At 57.7% G+C, this 18,114-nt stretch carries 15 protein-coding genes; 7 read left to right on the top strand and 8 right to left on the bottom strand.

Features of this window, described 5'->3' with window-relative positions; genetic code table 11:
• Positions 1-386: 386 nt before the first annotated feature.
• A complete protein-coding gene (locus tag NHH03_RS03735) occupies positions 387-2,321 on the bottom strand; it encodes a preprotein translocase subunit SecA (protein WP_253154470.1) in 1,935 nt (644 codons plus the stop codon).
• A 464-nt stretch (positions 2,322-2,785) separates the two neighbouring features.
• On the opposite strand from NHH03_RS03735, the gene NHH03_RS03740 reads away from it, so the two are divergent.
• Entirely contained in the window at positions 2,786-4,204 is a 1,419-nt protein-coding gene (locus NHH03_RS03740; RefSeq protein ID WP_253154402.1) for a BBP7 family outer membrane beta-barrel protein, read from the top strand.
• A 176-nt stretch (positions 4,205-4,380) separates the two neighbouring features.
• A complete protein-coding gene (locus NHH03_RS03745; RefSeq protein WP_253154403.1) occupies positions 4,381-5,289 on the top strand; it encodes an aldo/keto reductase in 909 nt (302 codons plus the stop codon).
• A gap of 87 nt (positions 5,290-5,376) precedes the next feature.
• On the opposite strand, the gene NHH03_RS03750 is transcribed toward NHH03_RS03745, so the two are convergent.
• The 4 genes from NHH03_RS03750 to NHH03_RS03765 all read right to left on the bottom strand — a co-directional run bounded on the left by NHH03_RS03750 (position 5,377) and on the right by NHH03_RS03765 (position 9,212).
• Positions 5,377-5,616, bottom strand: a complete 240-nt coding sequence (locus NHH03_RS03750) for a hypothetical protein (protein WP_253154404.1) — start codon at positions 5,614-5,616, stop codon at positions 5,377-5,379.
• A gap of 100 nt (positions 5,617-5,716) precedes the next feature.
• Complete coding sequence (locus tag NHH03_RS03755; protein ID WP_253154405.1) at positions 5,717-7,303, bottom strand: protein kinase domain-containing protein; 1,587 nt, start codon at positions 7,301-7,303, stop codon at positions 5,717-5,719.
• Positions 7,300-8,337 carry an ATP-dependent sacrificial sulfur transferase LarE gene (larE, locus tag NHH03_RS03760; RefSeq protein ID WP_253154406.1) on the bottom strand — a complete coding sequence of 346 codons (1,038 nt, stop codon included), beginning with the start codon at positions 8,335-8,337 and terminating at the stop codon, positions 7,300-7,302. The genes NHH03_RS03755 and larE overlap by 4 nt, the downstream gene beginning before the upstream one ends.
• Positions 8,337-9,212: a class I SAM-dependent methyltransferase gene (locus NHH03_RS03765; RefSeq protein WP_253154407.1), complete on the bottom strand. Its 876-nt coding sequence runs from the start codon at positions 9,210-9,212 to the stop codon at positions 8,337-8,339. The genes larE and NHH03_RS03765 overlap by 1 nt, the downstream gene beginning before the upstream one ends.
• 157 nt (positions 9,213-9,369) lie before the next feature.
• Between NHH03_RS03765 and NHH03_RS03770 the strand changes: the two genes are divergently transcribed.
• Positions 9,370-10,296 carry a ThuA domain-containing protein gene (locus NHH03_RS03770; protein ID WP_253154408.1) on the top strand — a complete coding sequence of 309 codons (927 nt, stop codon included), beginning with the start codon at positions 9,370-9,372 and terminating at the stop codon, positions 10,294-10,296.
• 71 nt (positions 10,297-10,367) lie between these two features.
• Here the strand turns inward: NHH03_RS03770 and NHH03_RS03775 are convergent, their stop codons facing one another.
• From NHH03_RS03775 to NHH03_RS03785, 3 genes are all read right to left on the bottom strand, one after another.
• Entirely contained in the window at positions 10,368-11,519 is a 1,152-nt protein-coding gene (locus NHH03_RS03775) for an HTTM domain-containing protein (protein WP_253154409.1), read from the bottom strand.
• 149 nt (positions 11,520-11,668) lie between these two features.
• Complete coding sequence (locus tag NHH03_RS03780; protein ID WP_253154410.1) at positions 11,669-12,514, bottom strand: hypothetical protein; 846 nt, start codon at positions 12,512-12,514, stop codon at positions 11,669-11,671.
• A gap of 194 nt (positions 12,515-12,708) precedes the next feature.
• The gene (locus NHH03_RS03785) at positions 12,709-13,977 is read right to left on the bottom strand and encodes a TIGR03000 domain-containing protein (protein ID WP_253154411.1); all 1,269 of its coding nucleotides are present in this window, start codon (positions 13,975-13,977) and stop codon (positions 12,709-12,711) included.
• A gap of 219 nt (positions 13,978-14,196) precedes the next feature.
• Between NHH03_RS03785 and trpS the strand changes: the two genes are divergently transcribed.
• The 4 genes from trpS (at position 14,197) to NHH03_RS03805 (ending at position 18,041) form a co-directional block, all read left to right on the top strand.
• On the top strand, positions 14,197-15,180 hold the full coding sequence (trpS, locus tag NHH03_RS03790) for a tryptophan--tRNA ligase (protein WP_253154412.1): 984 nt from the start codon (positions 14,197-14,199) through the stop codon (positions 15,178-15,180).
• A gap of 64 nt (positions 15,181-15,244) precedes the next feature.
• Positions 15,245-15,622, top strand: a complete 378-nt coding sequence (gene acpS / locus NHH03_RS03795) for a holo-ACP synthase (RefSeq protein ID WP_253154413.1) — start codon at positions 15,245-15,247, stop codon at positions 15,620-15,622.
• A gap of 71 nt (positions 15,623-15,693) precedes the next feature.
• Positions 15,694-16,326: a sigma-70 family RNA polymerase sigma factor gene (locus tag NHH03_RS03800; protein ID WP_253154414.1), complete on the top strand. Its 633-nt coding sequence runs from the start codon at positions 15,694-15,696 to the stop codon at positions 16,324-16,326.
• The gene (locus NHH03_RS03805; protein WP_253154415.1) at positions 16,323-18,041 is read left to right on the top strand and encodes a FecR domain-containing protein; all 1,719 of its coding nucleotides are present in this window, start codon (positions 16,323-16,325) and stop codon (positions 18,039-18,041) included. Before NHH03_RS03800 ends, NHH03_RS03805 begins: the two co-directional genes overlap by 4 nt.
• The last annotated feature ends 73 nt before the right edge of the window (positions 18,042-18,114 follow it).

Raw genomic sequence — 18,114 nt, forward strand, 5'->3', positions numbered from 1 at the left:
CCCACGGCACGTCTGTCCAATCACTTAGAACTGACCTGGCGCGAGCCCCGCACAACAACGGACCGCGCTGGCCGTCATTCGTCCGGGCCCCGACGACGACCAGCCCAATTTGGGCGGACGTGCCGGGAGCTAATAGACACTGAGCCGGGGATACGAGGTTTTCGAGCTGGCTGTCAAGCTCGGCCGAGCAGGGTTTTCTGCTTTTTTTCCAAATGCAGCCGCTGTCGGCACAAGACTTGAACGACTTGAGCCAAAGTGAGACAAAATAAAGGTGAATCCGCGCGTTCGATCCCCTCGCTAGGCATTGGTGTTGACACCCATGCACGCAAGGCCAGTCCCCATGTCTCTGCCCAATCCCGGTTGATCGCCCGCAGCGATCCATGCTGTCAGTCAGGGGTGTCCAGATACGGGTCTTGCCCGATTTCACGCTGCATTTTCTTCCGCTCTTTTTCATGGTGCAACAGCACCATTCGATCGCGAAAATGCTTCTTTTCGACCTTCCGCTGCGCCCGCCCGAACAGTTTGGCGTAGGAGTCGACCGAGTCAGTCAGGTGCTCGCCGCGGTTCTTCAACTTGTCGGCTTTGTCAGGCCCTAAACCGCCACGCAGGATGTCATCGTCCAGCGACAGGTACTGGCGATACGATCCGGGATCCCCTTGGCGACCGCAGCGACCGATCAATTGCCGATCGATCCGCGCCGCGTCGTGCAACTCGGTACATATCACGTGCATCCCGCCCAAAGCGACGATTTCGTCATCCAGTTTGATGTCGGTTCCACGACCGGCCATGTTGGTCGCTACCGTGACGCGATCCTGTTGCCCGGCATCGGCGACGATTTCCGCTTCCTGTTCGACGTTGTTGGCGTTCAGGACTTGGTGGGTGATCCCCAATTCGGTCAACATCCGCGACAGGATTTCACTTTTATCAATCGATCGTGTGCCGATCAGAATCGGTCGACCGGACGCGTGAATCTGTTTGACCTCTTCGACAATGGCTTTGAATTTCGCGTCCATCGAACCAAACACGCGATCGGGAAGTCGTTTCCGCTGTGGCGGCCGGTTGGTGGGGACCCGCAACACCGGCGTGCGATAGATCCGCCGCAATTCCCCAGCACTGGTCGCTGCGGTACCGGTCATTCCCGCCAAGTGGTTGTAACGCAGAAACAGGTCTTGGACGGTGATCCGCGCGGCTTGGCCGGTGGGGACGCTGATTTCCAGGCCCTCTTTCGCCTCGATCGACTGGTGAATCCCGTCACGCCATTTTCGGCCTTCGGCCAATCGACCGGTGAATTCGTCAACGATCACGATCTCGTCTTTACCTTGGTCGCCGGGCCGAACGACGTATTGGCGATCAAGCAAGAATTCGCGAAAGGTTTTGATCGCGCGTTCGGTGTATTCGTACAAATCGACCAAGCCCATCGTGCGGACCAAGTCGCTTTTTGGTAGCGCCCGGACCTTTTGACGACCTCGAGCGGTCAATTCGTATTGCTTGGTTTCCGGGTCAATCGTGAAATGTTCGTCCAACTCGTACTCGGGGCCATGCTCGGATGCCCAGCGATAGGTTTCCACGATCTGATCACGCACGGTGTCTTCGATGCTGCCGATAATCAACGGTGTACGGGCTTCATCGATCAAAATACTGTCGGCTTCGTCGACCAAACAGAAATGCATGCCACGCATCACGGGTTTGTCGCCGGAATCAGAGAACCCGCCGCCGCCATCACCTAACATTTCCGTCTGAATCCGGTTTTGGGCACGCAGCAGCAGACGATCGCGTAGAAAATCAAAGCCGAATTCTTTGGCCGTGCCATAGGTCACCGCAGACCCATAAGCGACGCGCCGCGAACCCTGGTCGTCGGGGGTCTGAATGATCCCCACGCTGACCCCCAACAGTCCATAAACCGGTGTCATCCATTCCGCATCCCGTTTGGCCAAGTAGTCATTGACGGTTGCCAGGTGGGCTCCTTTGCCAACCAGCGAGTGCAAGTACAGCGGCAAGGTGGCGGTCAACGTCTTGCCTTCACCGGTCTGCATCTCGGCGATGTGGCTTTCGAACAACGAAATGCCGCCGATCATTTGCACGTCGTAGTGACGCATTCCCAACGCCCGGCGGCCGGCTTCGCGGACCAGCGCGTAAGCTTCGGGCAATAGCTTGGCCAACTTTTCACCAGCCATCGCGCGATAGCGGAGTGCCAGCGAACGTTTTCGCAGCACGTCGTCGGTTTCTGGCAAGAGCGTGCTTTCAAACGCATTGATCTCCCCCAGCATTCGTTTCCATTTCACCATTTTGGGATGGAAACCACCCCCGGAGAAAACGGACATCGATTTGGTGCCGATCGTCTGGAACCGCTCGGGCGCGATCACCGGTTTTTGCGCGCTGGCGTTTTGCGGCGCCGTGTTGGCCGGAATCATTTGCTGGGGCGATGCCGCAGACGTGTTTTCATCGTCTCCATCCGCTGGCCCCACTGGCGAACCGGCTTGGGGGGGATTGGACGGTTCGGAATCGTTTTGGCCGGGGTCTCGGACACTCATCAAGCTGCTTTGGGGACAAATTAGCGAAAAATTTTAGCTGCAAACCGCGTCGTCAGCCACGAACCGACCGCCAATCTACCGCTGGAAAAGCCATTTTCAGGACAACTTGGAAAGACCAGGCAGTTTGAGTGTTGAGGATAGGCGGGTTACGCCGACTTTACGTCTCATGAGGGACGTGCTCGATATTACGGTCGTCTGAGTCGATCGACTTATACCAGTCATTCCAGTATTCCCGGACTGCGCGAGACTACAAGATGAAGAAAAATTTCCGAGGCATGACCCTGGCAGCGCTGTTGCTGTCCGCCTCAACGTCGGCCCAAGCTGACAACAATGAGTATGTACATGGTAACGCTACCTCACAAGCATTTGTTGGTGACATCGTCACCAACGTGCCAACCGACAGGAGATCCTCCTATGTCGGTACGGTTGCGCCAACCAACGACTATGCACCTGTGACGATCGGTGATCTGCAACCGACCGGCTATTATGACGGTGGCTATTCCGAACCGATCAGCTACGGCAGCGGATGTGCCAGCGGCATGTGTGACACCGTCGGCTGTGACGGAGGTTGCGATTCCGGCTGCGGATCCAAACACGGCCAACTCGGCCGCCGTTTGGCTGACGCGTTCAACATGTGTAATAGCGACGGTTGGATTCGCGCCGAAGCGTTGATCATGTTCATGCAGAACCGCCAATCACCCGCGCTGGTGAGCTCGGCCGATCCCGGACTGTTCCCGGTTCTACCGGACGGTGTGGTCGAATTTGGTGAGGAACTTGATGGCGGCGTTTCGGGCGGATTCCGCGCCGACGTCGGACGCTATCTGACGGATCGTATTGGAGTGGGTGGTCGATTCACCTGGATTGGTGAAAACGGCGACGACTTCTCGATGACCGGCAGTGGGCTAGACGCCAACGGACGATCGATTGGTCGCCCCTACTACTTCACACCGACCGTCAATCCCGGAATTGCCGGTGAAGACTCGCTGATCGTCAGCCAGTTGAACCTGTTCTCGGGCAGCGTCGACGCGAGTTTCTCGACCGAATTGGTCGGTGCAGAAGCTTACGGTCGCCTGCTGTTCTGCAAGAACAAAGCATCACGTCTGGAAATGATCGGTGGTTACAGCCACTGGTCGCTCGACGATGAACTGGGGATCCGTAGCACGACCACGGATCTTCAAACCGCGACGTCCAATACGTTCGCCAGCCGATTCGATGCTGAAAACCGCTTCAACGGTGGACAGGTCGGATTCGAGTCGGTCATCACACGTGGCAAGTGGACCGCACGCACGCTGTCCAAGATTCACTTGGGTAACATGGAACGTACGGTCAACATCAGTGGCTACAGTGATGAAAGTACCGCCGGTGCCGCACCGCAACCGCGCACCAACAGCAGCCTGCTGGTGGGTGCACAACAGGGTGAAGAATCGGACGACGAGTTCACCTTCATCCCCGAACTGAACTTCACCCTTGGTTACCGCTTCCGCGAGCATGTCTCGTTCACCGTCGGGTACAACTTCATGTACTTCGATTCGGTGGCCTTGGCCGGTCAGCAGATCAACCGCAACATCGACACAACGAATTTGGGTGCCCAAGTGGTGCCAACCGGATTCGACATTGTGGATGGCAGCTTGTGGGTTCAAGGAATTAGCCTGGGAGCTTCGGTGGATTATTAATCCGCGAAGATCACTCCCGAGGCAGCGATTTCGGCCGGTCCGAAGCACTTCGCATCATCCGGGAATAGAATCTTCGCCGCCGAACCGAAACGACGTTAAGCTCAATAACGCGTGGTCCTAGTGACCACGCGTTTTTTTTATTTCCACACCGAACGCGAGGTGAGCGAAACGCTGCGATGACGACATCAAAATTTGTTTTGGGTTTGTGGCCGATCGCCGGAGTCACCACGCTGGGCGTCACACCGGACGACGCGCGGTCCACCATGGCCGCCGCGATCGAATCCGGCGTGACCCAATTTGATACCGCATTCAGCTATGGCTATGACGGCGAAAGCGACCGTTTGCTCGGTCAATTCGTTGGCAATGACCGCGATCGTTTTACGGTGATGGGCAAGGTCGGACAGCGCTGGGATGAACAACGCCGGCGAATCGTCGATGGCTCGCCCGAACAATTGACCCAAGACGCCGAGGAATCCTTGCGGCGGATGAAATTGGAACGTTTTGATCTGCTGTATCTGCACTCGCCGGACCCCAACGTTCCCCTGTCCGAATCCGCCGCTGCCATGCAGCGTTTGCAGCAGCGTGGACTGTGCGACAAGATCGGGTTTTGCAATATGAACGTTCAGCAGCTAGCCGAATTTTCCGCTTCGGTTCCCCTCGACGCGATTCAGTGCCCGCTGAATTTACTGCAACGTGACAATCAATCCCGTCTGATTGATCCCTGCCGACAAGCCGGCCGCGCGGTGTACGTTTTTTGGACACTGATGAAGGGTCTGCTGGCCGGCAAGATCACTCGCGATCACGTCTTCGCCGACGGTGATAGTCGTCCCGGGTACGAGATCTTTCAAGGACAATCGCGGCAACGGGCACATGACGTGATCGATGACCTGGTGTTGCTGGGAAACGAAATCGACCAGACCGTGGCGCAGCTTGCGGTCGGTTGGGCGATCTCACAACCCGGTGTCAGTGGCGCGCTGGTCGGTGCCAGGCGTCCCGATCAGATCCGCGAAACGGTCGCGTCACGGCCACTCTCGGCAGCAACGCTGCAGCGGGTGGAGACCATCCTGCAGACGCATCGTAGCTGATCCCGCCAGGGGGCATCGTAGCTGATCCCGCCAGGGTTCAGACGGATTCTGAACCGTGGCCGGTCCAGCTACGGCCGTGGGGGCGAATCAGTTGAATTCGGCGAAGGCGTCGTCACCGAGTGGTTCGCCGCCGAATTCGTTCGGACCAGTCCCAAAGTCGTCACCGGCCATCGGCTGCGCCTCCAGATCACCATCGAGCGGTTGTTCGGCGTCGTCCAGCACCGATTCCTCGCTGCGTTGACGTGGCGAAGGCGACATTTTTGCAGCCACGGGGATAGCGATCATGACCGCTAACATCAGGACGACCCAAGGGATAAAAAACAGCATGACAAAGATGACTTTTGCAACGAGTAGGTCGACGGGAGCAATTTCAGAGTAAAACGTGGACCTACCAGTTTAGCTTGTGATTGCCGGCCCGCGAATCATTTTATTTTTCTTCAGCGCCCGGTTTTAGACCCAACGAAACCTGTTCGGTGCCAGGCATCACGCGGTCGAACCAGGCGATCGCATCTGGATTGTTTGATTCTAGATCGGCATACAAGACAGACAATTTTCGTTTTGCCTCGGCGGCTTTCTCGGGATCCTCCATCGCCTGGGCAACGGAGACCTGCAATGCCCAAGCGACCAGGCGATACTTGCGATCGACGGCCGCATCATCGATCAGTTCATTCAATGTGGCTTCGGCATCGGCCGGTCGATTCTGTTTCAAATACAGTCGCGCCAATTGCAGGCCGGCTTTGGAGGCATAGGATTGGTTGACCGCGCTGCCATCGGTCGGTGGAAAATACAGCGAGACGGCTTTCCAGCCGGCCGGATCGTTGCGCACGATCGCTTCCCAGAACTGTTCTTCCGCGGTCTCCTGTTGCGGGACCACGTCGGGCCGCAACATTTTGGCAACCGTGGGTTGCCGGATGCCTGACGCTGCGGCGATGCCAAGACCGACACAGGCCAACGGCAGCAGGGTCAGCATGAGCGCACGAAGTTGGCGTTTGGTCTTGAGTCGTTGTTGTTCGTCGGCGACACGCTGCAGCCGCGCCGTCGCCGATGCCGCACCGGCCAAACGCCGCGTCTTGCTGCGCTGGTCCGCGTCATCACCGGTCAAGGCATCGAGCAATTCTCCAGCCGACTGAAATCGTTCGGCGGGATCCTTGCGAAGCAATTTGGCGATGATTGCGATCAACCATTCGGGAACGTCTTTGTCCCCGCGGACGCGGTCCAGTGGTTGCGGGGTTTCGTTGACATGAGCAAAGGCCAGTGCCAACGGATCCTCGGCTTCGAATGGCGGCCGACCGGTCAACAGGTGGTACATCATCACGCCCAGCGAATACAAATCGCTGCGCGGATCAACCGAGCGTCCTTGGACTTGTTCCGGGCTCATGTAGCGCGGCGTGCCGAGCGTCAGACCGGCCTGAGTCAAATCGGCTCGACTGCCGTCGTTGTCGCTTTGCACCCGAGCCAGCCCAAAGTCGGCGACTTTAATCGCCCCGCTTTTGGACCACATCACGTTTTCAGGTTTGATGTCACGGTGCGTGATGCCTTCGGATGCCGCCGCGTCCAAGGCCGATGCGACACCGTACAGCACTTCGACCGCTTGTTCGGGATCCAGCGGACCGTTTCGTTCCAGCCATTGCCGCAGATTCTGGCCCGAGATCAATTCTTGGGCGATGTAATAGCGCGCCGAATCTTCGCCGACTTCGTAGATTTGAACAATGTTGGGATGGTTCAACTTGGCCGCCGCTTTGGCCTCGCGACGAAAGCGTGTGATGTAGTCACGATCACGCGACAATTCCGGCCGCAAGACTTTGATCGCGACATCGCGATCGAGTTGCATGTCACGGGCGGCATAGACGTCGGCCATCCCACCGCGACCAAGCCGGCTGAGGATCAGATATCCGGCCAACCGCGACCCGACCAGACTGGCGGTCGACAGGGATGAAGTGGGGGTCTGGTCAGCGGTGCCCGCTGCGGTGTCAGCTAATTCCGGGGCCTGATCGTTCTGATCCGCTTCACTCATGTCGCTTTCCCTGGTTTGGTCGAATCATGTTGCGGCGGATTGGCGGTTATTGGATCAGGGAGTTGCAGGGAAACCAACGGCCGATTCATGCTGCCGCTCGAAAGCCCCTGTAGGTCCAGTGTCACGTACTGAAACCCAAGCTGGATCAGTCTACCGGACAGCTGTTTGCGAGTCTGGTCGCACAGCAGACGATCGATCTGGTCCAGGGGAATTTCGATCCTGGCCAATTCACCTGGATGCAATCGAACCCGCAATTCGCTCAGCCCCAAGCTACGCAAGTAGTCTTCGGCCTGTTCGATTCGCGTCAAACGCTCGGGTGTGACCTGGACCCCATAGGCGATTCGACTGGCCAGGCAGGGGGCGGCTGGCAGTTCGGCATTGGACAATCCGAATTGTCGAGCGATGTCACGCACGGCGGCTTTGCCGATTCCCAAATCAGCCAGCGGCGTTTGCACACCAGCTTCGTCGCCGGCGGCAATCCCGGGGCGATAGTCTCCCAGGTCGTCGGCGTTGGTGCCAGAAACGATCGTGATCGCATCAGTCTGCGGCTCCGCCGTCTGCCGCGTTTGGGCGGTGACGGCATCAACCAGCTGGTGCAGCGATCGGTACAGCGTGGTTTTGCAGTGAAAACAACGTCGTGAATCGTTGGCGGCGTAGGCGGGCAACGCCAGTTCGTCGGTGTCGATCACCTGCTGTGTGGCGCCCAATTCCTGGGCCACTGTCGCAGCCGTTTGCAATTGCCACTGGGCGACACTGGGTGAGCGAGCCGTGACCGCAGTGACCGAGATCGAGTTGCCGGGCGCTGTCGTGGTTGCGGCTTTGCAACGTTGTGCGCTACTTCGCAGCGCTGCGGCCAGCACAACCGAGCTGTCCACGCCACCGGAAAAAGCCACGAAAACGGTGCGGTGTTGGTCAAACCATCGCACCAACGCTTCGGCCGCTGGCGACAATGTTTGGGTCGCGGCGGTGGCTGCGGAGTCGCTGTCGCATGTCTCAGGCGGGGTACCGGCAGCGGTCGAGGAATCGAGAGTCATCAGCGAGAGAGTTGGCGAGTGCACTGGACAAAGAAACCGGCGTCCAGTTTTCGGTTTTGGGCATCACGCAATGAGAGCCGCCCGGATCGCAGCCCGCCCATGAACTGTGATTGCGACAGGTCAAACCGCGGTGGGATCTGGGACTGCAGATAGTCTACCACGTCCATGGTTCTGACCTGAGGGGAGTGGCCGGTGATCAGAAAGCGAAAATTTTCTGGCGTCAGCAATGACAGACAACTGTCGATCAATGGCCACAGATCACGTTCCAGACGCCAGGCTTTGCCCGATGGCCCGTGTCCGTATGCCGGTGGGTCCATCACAATGGTCTGGTAACGATTGCCACGTCGCAGTTCACGGGCGGTGAATTTGACGGCGTCGTCCACCAAGTAACGGATCGGATGATCGGTCAATCCGTTACATCCCGCCGCCAAACGCGCTGTGGCAACATTCGGTTTTGCCGCATCGACATGTGCCACCTTCATCCCGCCGATCGCCATCGCAATGCTGCTGGCGCCGGTGTAACCAAATAGATTCAAACCACTCGCCGGCGGGGCGACGGCAACCGGCGCCGTGTCCATCAACCACCGCCAATTCAGCGCTTGTTCGGGAAACAAACCGACATGGCCAAAGGGTGTCGGCGAGATCGGCATGCAGAAACCGTCCAGTTCAACGGTCATCGCATCCGGAACAGCCGTGCGGTGTTGCCACCGCCGCGAAGTCTCTTGAAAGACCGAATCCGCCGACTTCCAACGGGACGGGCTGTGCTTTTGCACCCCCTCGGCAGCCGGCGAGGGGCGATCGAACACTCGTCCGGCAAACGACTCCAGCTTGCGGCCGTCGCCAAAGTCGATCAACCGGTATCCCGTTTCGCTCATCCCCTGGTTCTCCAATCTTGCTGTGCAACCTGTTTGTCTCGCTACCCATCTGCGGCGGTCACTAGCTAGAATGACCTGTCTCGCCGTTCATTCCTACCCACTTGCCCTCCCCCCAGGCCCCGCGATGTTCGTTTCACTGCGCCGACGTTCCGTTTTCGTGCTTTTGGCTCTCACCACGCTGACGCTGCTGGGCAGTGCCTGGTCCACCGCAGAAGAAACTTGGGAGCAGAAAAAGGCCAGTCGCTTTAAACCGCTCAACGATCACCAGAAGCAAAGTATCGCGGCCGCCATTCCTGACAAACTGGCCGCCCAGCCAGCCAGCCAGCGGCGGATTCTGGCGTTTTACCGCTGTGAAGGTTTCATCCACACCTCGATTCCACATGCCAACGAGTCGGTCCGCGCGATGGCGGAAAAGACCAAAGCGTTTGCGGTCGATTTCGCGGACACCTACGACGTGTTCACGCCTGAGAATCTGGAGCAATACGATGCGATTCTGTTGAACAACACCACCCACATGCGATTTGATCAACCGGAACAGCAAGCCGCATTCATGGACTTTGTTGCCGGTGGGAAAGGCTTGATCGGATTTCACGCCGCCAGTGACAACTTCAATCGCTATCCCGATTCGCTGGCAATGATCGGCGGGACTTTTTCCGGCCACCCCTGGGGCGCCGGCGGGAAATGGGCATTCAAATTGGATGATCCCCAGCACGTCTTAAACAACGCCTTCGGCGGAAATGGGTTTTGGCACAGTGACGAAATCTACCAATACAAACCCGATTCCTACGTCGGCACCGGCGTGCTCCGCATCCTGGTCAGCCTGGACATGTCCAAAGAAGCCGTGTCGAGCCGAATTGATGATGGACCGCGCGAAGTCCCGGTGTCGTGGGTTCGCACCGCCGGTGACGGTCGCGTGTTCTACACCAACCTGGGGCACCGCGAAGACACCTTTGCCAACCCGATGATCGTCAAACACATGCTCGATGGCATTCAATATGCCTTGGGTGACCTGGACGCTGACGCCACACCGACCGACCAAGCCGGTGCTCTGACACCCGCACTAGCCCCCGCAGAGAAGTCATAGCGCTGATGCACACGTTTCGAAGTTGCGTTCTCTCTAAAGCCCAGCGGGCGACAAAATGACTGCCGGCGGCGTCAGTCGCCGTCACGCTCTCCGGAACCATTCCTTTCCCGGCGTTTGCGTACGATCCGCTTGATCTTGTCTTCCTGTTCGCGCAACTGCGCAACCCGCTGTTCGTACTTTTCCTCGCGTTTTTTCAGCGCGCGATAACGGCGTTTGACGCGTGATGCCGCCTGCCCCACCTTGTCGCGTCGATCACGCAGTTTTTGATGATCCAGAGCATCCTGATCCGCTTCAGGATCGGGATCGGAAAGTGTTGGTTCGGTTTGGTCGAGCAAGCGTTGCTGCCGGGATTGAAACCAGGCCGGCGCCAGAAAAATTCCGTTGGCAAAGATCATCATCAATCCGAACGTTGCCATGCCTAGAAACAACGCGATCGATGCATGCACGCCGACGGCGACCGCCAACACGAACGGCCGCGTGATCCGCGGCCAGACAAGTGCACAGTAGAAAACCTCCCAGAACAACGTGGCATTGGATAGTGCCGAAATGATGGCGGGGTAGCGAGCCATCCAGGTCATGTCTAGCGATTGGTATTCATAGTTGGCAACGGCGTACCAGACCGCGGTTCCATCCCACCAGGTCACGCCACGTGATTTTGCTAATCCGCCAAACAGGTAGATCACACACAGGTGCAACTGCAGCAGTCGGGTGCCAATCGTGGCCGCCACGCTGGGAGAATCGTCCGGCAACATGAACCGCCAAAACGCGGACGCTTTGCGTTTATCCGCCCAGCGCCGCGCCAGTTTTGCGTCCACCGAAAAACAACTGCCGCAGGGTGTCAGTGCCAGATACATCGTGGCGTAAGTCACGATCTGATCCAGACCAAACAGCGCCCCGGTCAACCGATGCAAATACATCAGTTGCAGCAACAACGCCAAGGGGGCGGTGATCCGAGTGGCATAACCGATCATGAACATCGCCGTGACGGCCAGCGTGAACCCGTGATGGATCACCACCGATGTGGGATGATTGAAATACCACAGGTAACTGCGGGCCCAATCGCTCACGCCAAACGCACCATCGTGTAACTGACGCGCCATGTCGTTGTTGATCCAAGCGTCGGCGCCGACGAATGCCGATAGATCGGTGGCCAACACCAAATGGCAATACAACAGCATCGCACCGGCCAAAATCCGCAGCACGCACAGAGTATGCGGTCGCATCGGAGTGAACCAAAATCGGTCCCAATACCCGACCAATCGAAGCACAGAATCAAGATAAGAATCAGTAGCCCGATCCGACACCGTCAGCCCCTGCGTGCTACCCGTACTCGTACTCATACTCTCGGAACCAGTGATTGCAGATCGAGTCATCAGTTCGACTCCCCATCATCGCCAACACCCGCGCCATCGCTGACGTTGCCATCGCCAGCTTTGCCATCGCCAGCAGCATCGTCGCCAGCAGCAGCGGCGTTGTTTTGCACGCCCGGCGAGGGAATGATTTCGGTGTCCTCCGCGGGTGCGATCGCGTCGGAGAACAATGGTTGGTCGACCAACACGTTGTAAAGCCGAGGATCGTCCAGTGGAATCGGTTCGGCCAAGAAGTCTTCGCGGGTCATCAGCACATGTTCCAGACGGCGAATTGCGACTTCGCGCCCTTCATTTTCAGTCTTCAAATGGTCGATCATCGACTGCCGGACATATTCGTACAGCCCGCGGCCTTGCTGCCAGCGCTGTGCTTCGACCGGATCAATCTCGAACAGATCCACCGGCGGCCCGGGCGGCCAATAAATCTGGCTCAGGTATTCACTCAGCATAAAATGGCGGTGATACAGCAATCGCGGCCATTGATCGTCACGGTCCGGATACATCTGCTCGGTCACACTGCCGTCGGCGGCGGTCCGCGCGGCTTGGATCAAGCGACTCGGGCCGGGGTCCGGTGCAAAAAACGCGTAGCCTCGATCCATGTGCATGAACTGCGCATAGCCTTCGAAAGGTCGCAGCAGGTTGCCGACCAGTGGTGATCGGCCACTGGCATTGGTCGTTTGAAAGGCCAACGGTGGCAAGACCACGGCGAACAAATGAAACAGAATCAGCCCACTGATGATCCATTTGAGTCGCGAATTTTGAAATCCGAGGGCATCGATGCCTGATTCGACCGCGGGATTGTCAGAGTCGTTTTTGCGATCGCGGGCAGAGCCGCTGTGTCGTTTCGACATCGAACAAATACAGAACTTAGGTAACGAATCAGGTAGCCAAACGGTCGGTCAATCCTCCGCATCACACAGATTAACTTCGGCGTATCGAATGTGTAGGGAGCGGGCGGAAATCACTTGCTGAATCTGCAATAAAAAAACCGCCTGCCGGAAAGCTCCGAACAAGCGGTTGGATAGGATCTGCTGAGTGCCGAAAACTAACGTTTGGCAACAGCTGATGGATCGAAATCAAACGTCAGCTCGTTAAAGCTGCCGGCTTCGACATTGATCACACGTTCGCGGCTGATCTTTTGGCCATTGATTTCGGCGGTCACACGCACGGTGTAGTCGCTCCAATGGTCGCCGGACTTCAGCTGAGTCGTACGGAACGTACGCAGGGTTCCGCTGCCGCTGGTTTCGTTGCCAGCCAGGCTGACCACGGCATCGGCGGGCACGTGGATTTTGACCACGGTCACCGGAGCTTGGTCGGCTTCGGCGTTGACCGACGACAGTTCAGATGCGGCCGGTTGGTCACTGGCGGGCGATTCAAACACCACACGCTCGTTGTCACCGGGACGCAATTTCACTTCGCGGCTTTCCGATTTCTGTTGTCCGTCGTAATCGTAGGTGACCTTGACCACATAGGTGTAAAGGTAGCCTGACTTCAAACCACGGGACATGAATTGACGGACCGCACCTTCGCTGGTCGTTTCGTGACCGTTGACGGTGACTGTCGCATCGTCGCTGGGAACGGCAACGGTCAACAAGGCCGCGTCATCATCGATGGCCGGTTTCGCCGACTCGTAGCGAGCCGTCGAATCAGCTTCTTTCAGCGGTGTGTACTGACGGTACGACGACTGAATTTTGGATGATTCGTAACCGACGATCGAAATCGAATTCGAACGTTCCTTGCTGGCGGCCACCGAACTCGCGGTGCTGCCGGCCGAGCGATAGCGGGACAAGGGAACCGAGTAGTTCGACATCGACGCGGAATAGCTGCCGCCGCTGCTGCCACCACTGCTGCCACCGGATGATCCGCCGCTACTGCCGCCACTGCTGGGCGAATAATACGACGTCATTTGCCCACCGCTGCTGCCACCGGACGAGCCGCCACTGCTGCCGTAGGATCCGCCGCTACTGGCATAACGGGCGGCGTAACGGGCTGCATGGCGAGCTTGGCGAGCGTCGCGACGAGCCTCGTGATGGGCGTGAATTTTGGCAGCCAGATGTCGCAGTGGGCCGACGCGGTCTCCCGTCGATCCGCCGCTGCTGGCATAACCGCCGCTGCTACCGTAGCCGCCAGATGAACCGTAGCTGCCCCCCGAGGAAGCCGAATAGTAGAGTGCGGCCGCACCTCCACTACTACCGCCTGAACTGGCATAGCCACCCGATGATCCGCCGGACGAACCGCCCGCGGTCACAGGATTGGAAAAGCCGCCTGCGGCTAAAAGTGCTGTCAAACAGACCGAAAATCGAATACGCGTCATGGTTGTGAAATCCCTCCGATCTCGCTTAATGAGGATGCCGGACTCCCCGGCTCTATTGGGCTAGGATAGCGGTCAGGATGGGACGATCAAGCAGTTAAGGTAAAATTTGAGGACTAGGGCATTTTGGTAGGCACTCTTCAAAGAAGTTAGCCGATCGAACACAATCCAGCCGCCGATCGGCTTTTTGTTCTCTTTGCCCCCTATGACGGACCCCCCGCGATGGCTGATGCCGCTAAACCGAAACGAGTTCTTTCGGGGATTCAACCCACCGGCCGCCCCCACTGGGGCAACTACTTTGGCGCGATCCGTCAGTACATTGACCTGCAAGAACAGAACGACGGGTTCTACTTCATTGCAAATTTGCATGCCCTAACGACGATCCGCGACGCCGACCAACTGCGTCAAAATGTACTGGACATTGCCCTGGACCTGCTCGCACTGGGTTTGGATCCGGACAAAGCGACGCTGTTCGTGCAATCTGATGTGCCCGAAGTCAGCGAATTGTGCTGGGTCCTGCTGAGCGGCACACCGATGGGGCTGTTGCAGCGCTGTGTGGCGTACAAAGAAAAAGTCGACAAAGGCATCCCTGCCGATGCCGGGTTGTTCACCTATCCCGTCCTGCAAGCGGCCGACATCTTGGCCTATGACAGCGAATTAGTGCCTGTCGGTGCCGATCAGGTCCAGCACATCGAGGTCTGTCGCGATGTTGCCGGCCGGTTCAATCATCAATTTGGTGACACCTTTGTGATGCCAAAAGCCAACGTGTTGGACGATAGCGCCAAAGTCCCCGGTACCGACGGCGAAAAAATGAGCAAGAGCTACGACAACGTGCTGCCGTTGTTTGGCGAGGTCAAAAAAATTCGCAAGCAAATCATGCGGATCACAACCGACAGCCGGCCCATGGAGGACCCCAAGCAGCCGCAGGGGGATCATTTGTACGATTTGTACTCGCTGTTCGCCGATGCCGGCAAACGCGAGGAAATGGCGGCGATGTATCTTCGCGGCGGATTCGGCTATGGCGAAGTCAAAAAAGCCATTGCCGAAGAGAGCGAGGCGTACTTTGCCGATGCGCGTGCCCGACGGGTGGACCTGGAGCAAAATTTGGACCATGTCCACGCTGTTTTACAGGCCGGCGCCGAACGCGCCCGGAATGTCGCCGCCGGCGTCTTGCTGCGCGCCCAACAGGCCTGCGGACTGAAGTAAGATACAGGGTTCATCGACGGCTGCACGTTGCGGCCGTCGCTTGTCGCCGGGAAACCCAACCACCATGTCGATCGTCGCAACGGGCACCGAAATCGTTGAAACGGTTCGCATTGCCAAAATGATTGAAACGCACGGGGAACAATTCCTCGAACGCGTCTACACAGCCGACGAAATCGATTACTGCGTCCAGACCGCCGACGCACCGGGCCACTTTGCCACCCGCTGGGCTGCAAAGGAAGCGGTGATGAAAGCGCTGCACTGTCGCAAACGCGGCGTCCGCTGGAACGAAATCGAAGTCATCGTGCGGCCCGGATCCGGGCATGAGATCCTGTTGTCCGGGAACGCATTGCAGTGCGCGACCGAAAACGAAATCGAACAGCTGCACCTCAGTCTGTCGGCATGCCGTACACACGCGGTCGCCTATGTAATCGCGGAATCGTAGACGCCTGGGTGGTGCATCAAATCGGTCTCTTTTTTTCGGTAGGTTTGTCGCGCCCGCCGACGATCTAGTGAATGCATCGACACACTTCCGCTGCGTCCCCATTCGCCCGCCTCGCCACCCGTCTGTCCCCTGCGAGAATCGTGGATCCGTCACACGAACACTATGCCGAATTTTTGACGTTGTTCCTGGCCGATCGGGATCGACTGTTCGGCTACATTCGCGCGATGCTGCCGAATCATTGTGACGCCGAAGACGTCTTCCAACGCTGCAGTTTGTTGGCTTGGGACAAATTTGATCAGTACGATCGCGAGCGTCCCTTTTTCCCCTGGGCCAGCGGCATTGCCTATTACGAAGTTCGTAATTTCGTGCGTCTCGCCGCTCGGGATCGACTGCAGTTTGACGCCGACCTGATTGAAACAATCGCAACCGCTCGATCACAGCAATTGCAACGAGAAACCGGCCGCGACGAAGCCTTGCAGGCTTGCTTGTTGGGACTGCGTGCCAAAGACCGCGAGCTGATCGACGCGTTTTACCAACAAGGTTACGCCTGTGACGAAATCGCCAAGTCAATTGGTCGATCCATTCAAACGATTTTCAACCGTCTAAGTCTGTTGCGACGCCGATTGGCCGAATGTGTCGATCGACGACTGGCGGATGCCACTACGCTGGCTGATAACAATACACAGTGGGGAGACACCCAATGAGCAACCATCCGATCAACGACGGAGAACTTTCGAAACAGCAACGGGACGAACTGCACCAGTTGATCGATCGTCTGGAACAAGAAACCATCAGTGATGCAGAACATCGCCAGCTGCAAGATTGGTTGCGTCAATCATCGACCGCGATGCATTTGTATTTCCGCCGACTGGATGTGGATGGCGGGCTGCGGGCGTTATCGGGGCAACCTGATGTCAACCTGCCCAGCCTGGACCGGCCGACCGTCGATCGGGTCACTGCGTCCGATGACCGGCCCAGCGATCAGCGATTTCGAAGTTGGATGCTGATCGCACTGTCCTGTGCCGCGTCGCTGTTTTTTGCGCTCTGGATCAGCGAGCGCGGACGCAACGATTCGATCCAGCGTCAACAGTCTGCCACGGCATCGGTCCAGCCATCGGCGACGCAACCGTTGTCCAGTGCGCGGCTGCGAAGCGCGTCCGAAGCTGTCTTTTTTGGCCAATTGACTCCGCCGATCGATTCGCTGCTGCAACTCGAAACGGACTATGCCCTAAACGCCGGCATCGTCGAGATCGGGTTTGAATCCGGCGCATCGACCGTGATTGAATCGCCGGCCTTGTTCCGGATCGTTTCCGATGACGCCATTGCGATTGATATCGGCCGTTGTTCGGTACACGCTCCCGACGGTGCCGAAGGATTCCGAGTGGAGACACCGACCAGTCGCATCGTTGATTTGGGCACACGGTTTGTCGTCGACGTCGACGAGTCGTCGGATTCTCAAGTGACAGTGGTCGAAGGCGCAGCCGAGGTGTTTGGCAAGCGTCTCTCCGCGGGCTCGAAAGTCGAATTTGCTGCCGGCGTGCGGTTGACCGGCGAACAAAGCCAACGCTTTAGTTTTCAAGACGTTCTGGCACCGGGTGCTGTCCTGGATCAGAATCAAATTTATCGCGGCGGGCTGCCCGATCGAATCGTTCGCTACAGCGCACTCAATGGCGACAATGGTCGCGCGCGGCAGTTGACCGACGTATCGGTCCAGCGGGGCGGACGCTTATTCACCTACAACACCTCCGAATTGATCGGATCCCGGGTGAGATCGTTTCGCACCAGCGATTTGGAAGACCACATTTCCAATCAGAATCTGTTGATCGACGGCACCTACACCGATCAATCCGCGGTGCACTATGTCGACGGCTTGGCCGATTGGTTATTGACCACCGGAGTGATCAACCCCGGCGGATCATCGGAACCGCTTCAGCAGCAACCACAGATCGGCCCACAATCGTCGACTATCACACCCGGACTGGCAATCGAGTTCGATCGACCGGTGATCAATGGCGACGGCCCGGACGTGCTGTTGATGGAGATTCAAATGAAAACCAATCCTGCCGGTGGCGACGCCTTTCACGTTTTGCCGCTGCCAAGCTCGGCCGCTACCCGCACGCAAACGATCCGTCGCTTTGATTTGGATTTGACGTCGTCTGAATCGTTGCTCGTCGATTCGATTTCGTTGGGCGGATTGCAGTTACCGCCGCGCTCCTACGACCAATTGACTCACTTGCCGATCGAGTCGGTACGTCCACTTCCCAGCCAATTCCATGCACTGGCTGTCGGCATTGATTTATCACAACTGGGTGTTGCCGTGGGTGATTCAGTGACCGGATTGTTCATCCAAGACGCTCAAGACGACCGCCATCTGATCGACCCCGTGGTCGTGGCCGGATTCCCTGAACTCGGTCGCTAACGTTGCGATCAAACCGAGGCGAAACCCACAATCCTTTTCAACAGCCCTGTCAGCGAGGGAATAGGACCGGAAC

The organism is Stieleria tagensis, assembly GCF_024129865.1.
Taxonomy (GTDB): Bacteria; Planctomycetota; Planctomycetia; order Pirellulales; family Pirellulaceae; genus Stieleria; species Stieleria tagensis.

Coding starts and splice junctions, on each gene's coding strand:
- NHH03_RS03735 (WP_253154470.1), bottom strand. CDS start 2,321: ATGTCCGTTTTCTCCGGGGGTGGTTTCCATCCCAAAATGGTGAAATGG.
- NHH03_RS03740 (WP_253154402.1), top strand. CDS start 2,786: ATGAAGAAAAATTTCCGAGGCATGACCCTGGCAGCGCTGTTGCTGTCC.
- NHH03_RS03745 (WP_253154403.1), top strand. CDS start 4,381: ATGACGACATCAAAATTTGTTTTGGGTTTGTGGCCGATCGCCGGAGTC.
- NHH03_RS03750 (WP_253154404.1), bottom strand. CDS start 5,616: ATGCTGTTTTTTATCCCTTGGGTCGTCCTGATGTTAGCGGTCATGATC.
- NHH03_RS03755 (WP_253154405.1), bottom strand. CDS start 7,303: ATGAGTGAAGCGGATCAGAACGATCAGGCCCCGGAATTAGCTGACACC.
- larE (WP_253154406.1), bottom strand. CDS start 8,337: ATGACTCTCGATTCCTCGACCGCTGCCGGTACCCCGCCTGAGACATGC.
- NHH03_RS03765 (WP_253154407.1), bottom strand. CDS start 9,212: ATGAGCGAAACGGGATACCGGTTGATCGACTTTGGCGACGGCCGCAAG.
- NHH03_RS03775 (WP_253154409.1), bottom strand. CDS start 11,519: ATGCGACCGCATACTCTGTGCGTGCTGCGGATTTTGGCCGGTGCGATG.
- NHH03_RS03780 (WP_253154410.1), bottom strand. CDS start 12,514: ATGTCGAAACGACACAGCGGCTCTGCCCGCGATCGCAAAAACGACTCT.
- NHH03_RS03785 (WP_253154411.1), bottom strand. CDS start 13,977: ATGACGCGTATTCGATTTTCGGTCTGTTTGACAGCACTTTTAGCCGCA.
- trpS (WP_253154412.1), top strand. CDS start 14,197: ATGGCTGATGCCGCTAAACCGAAACGAGTTCTTTCGGGGATTCAACCC.
- acpS (WP_253154413.1), top strand. CDS start 15,245: ATGTCGATCGTCGCAACGGGCACCGAAATCGTTGAAACGGTTCGCATT.
- NHH03_RS03800 (WP_253154414.1), top strand. CDS start 15,694: ATGCATCGACACACTTCCGCTGCGTCCCCATTCGCCCGCCTCGCCACC.
- NHH03_RS03805 (WP_253154415.1), top strand. CDS start 16,323: ATGAGCAACCATCCGATCAACGACGGAGAACTTTCGAAACAGCAACGG.